The organism is Mesorhizobium sp. M2C.T.Ca.TU.002.02.1.1 (genome assembly GCF_003997225.1).
In genome coordinates, this window is the sequence record NZ_RZTO01001153.1 from 1 (window position 1) to 1,435 (window position 1,435).

Annotated in this window: 2 protein-coding genes and 1 pseudogene; all 3 read left to right on the forward strand. The window is 64.8% G+C overall.

Going from position 1 to position 1,435, the window contains the following annotated elements:
- Window positions 1–708, forward strand: a 708-nt coding sequence (locus EOD07_RS34245; protein WP_127238338.1) for a MoaF C-terminal domain-containing protein, incomplete at its 5' end; no start/stop codon positions are given.
- Between the two features lie 17 nt (window positions 709–725).
- Window positions 726–1,118, forward strand: a complete 393-nt coding sequence (locus tag EOD07_RS34250; RefSeq protein ID WP_127238339.1) for a nuclear transport factor 2 family protein — start codon at window positions 726–728, stop codon at window positions 1,116–1,118.
- A gap of 71 nt (window positions 1,119–1,189) precedes the next feature.
- Window positions 1,190–1,435, forward strand: a pseudogene (locus tag EOD07_RS34255) (ABC transporter substrate-binding protein); the annotation flags it as partial.

Genomic DNA, 1,435 nt, shown 5'->3' on the forward strand with positions numbered 1-1,435 from the left:
GCGCTGCGCGGTCAGACCTTCAAGATCACGCTGAAGACCGGTCGCACCATCGATCTCGCCTTCACCGCCGCCGACACCGTGGCCTGGAGCGAGGGCGCAGAGGCCGGCGCCGACTGGTACGAGGCGCTGGAAGTCGCGCCGCAAGTCTTCTTCATCAACATGACCTTCGCCGCGAGGCCGGCCGAGGACGAAGCCTTCATCGTCGACACGAAAACGCGGCGCGTTCTGTCGGTGCGCGAGCGGGTGCGCGAAGCCGGCGAGGCGCCGGGCGAGCCGCGCGTGGCGCAGACCTATTCCGCCGGCGTGCTGGGCGACCCGACCGTGCCGCCGACCGGCCGCGAGCCGGCGCCGACGCGCGACCTGATAGGCCTTACCGCGCACTACACCTACAGCCCAAACCACGTCTACGAGCATATCTATTTGAGCTCGCAGCGCTACGCTTGGCAGAATCTCGTCGGCGTCCAGCGCGGCCATGGCGATGTCGATCTGGCCACCACCTGGAAGTTCGCCGAGAACTTTTACGTGTTCGGCTTCCGCGAGTTCATCATCCCGGTCGCGTCGCTGTTCTTCTACAACTGGGACACCATGCGCTCGACCGGCAAGTTCCTCGGCGTGACCAGCCAGGGCAAGGTCGAGAACAAGCCCGCCGGCGCCTTCATCGAGAAAAAGTCCAGGGCCCTCTACGACCACGGACAGGAACCGGTTTGAGCGTTGGGATCAGCATCATGAGCAACAGTAACTACGACGCCATCAAGGCCCACTACGCCGGCTCCGACGCAAAGGACCTGGTGGCGATGATGGCACCGATCACCGAAAGCACAGCATGGACGGAGATGGCCGGCTTTCCCTATGCCGGCACCTATGTCGGCCCTGATGCCGTCATCGCCGGCGTCTTCAAGCGCATCGGCGAGGACTGGGACGGCTACACCTTCGCGCTGGAGAAACTGGTCGACGGCGGCTCCACCATAGTCGGCATCGGCACCTATTCGGGCACCTACAGGAAGACTGGCAAGCCGATGACGGCGCGCGTCGTCCATGTCTGGGAGATGCGCGACGGCAAGGCCGTGAGTTTCGAGCAGTTCACCGACACCAGGCTGGTCGCGGCCGCGATGGGCTGAGGCGTCGGCACGAATGGATGCGGGCCTCGCCTTGGGAGGATCGGCCCGATGAAAAACCTGGGAGGATGACAATGGAAATCAGTCTGAAGGGAATGCTGGCCGGCCTTTTGCTGTCCTCGGCACTTGGGCTCGGCGGAACGCTCGTCGCCAATGCCGCCGGCGACGAGATCGTCATCGGCGCGCCGATCTCGCTTACCGGGCCGCTGGCCGGCGACGGCAAGGAGCAGAAATGGGCCTATGAGCAGGCCGTTGCCGACATCAACAAGGCCGGCGGCATCATGGTGAAAGCGGCCGGCAAGAAGCTGCCGGTCAGGCTG

Coding starts and splice junctions, on each gene's coding strand:
- EOD07_RS34250 (WP_127238339.1), top strand. CDS start 726: ATGAGCAACAGTAACTACGACGCCATCAAGGCCCACTACGCCGGCTCC.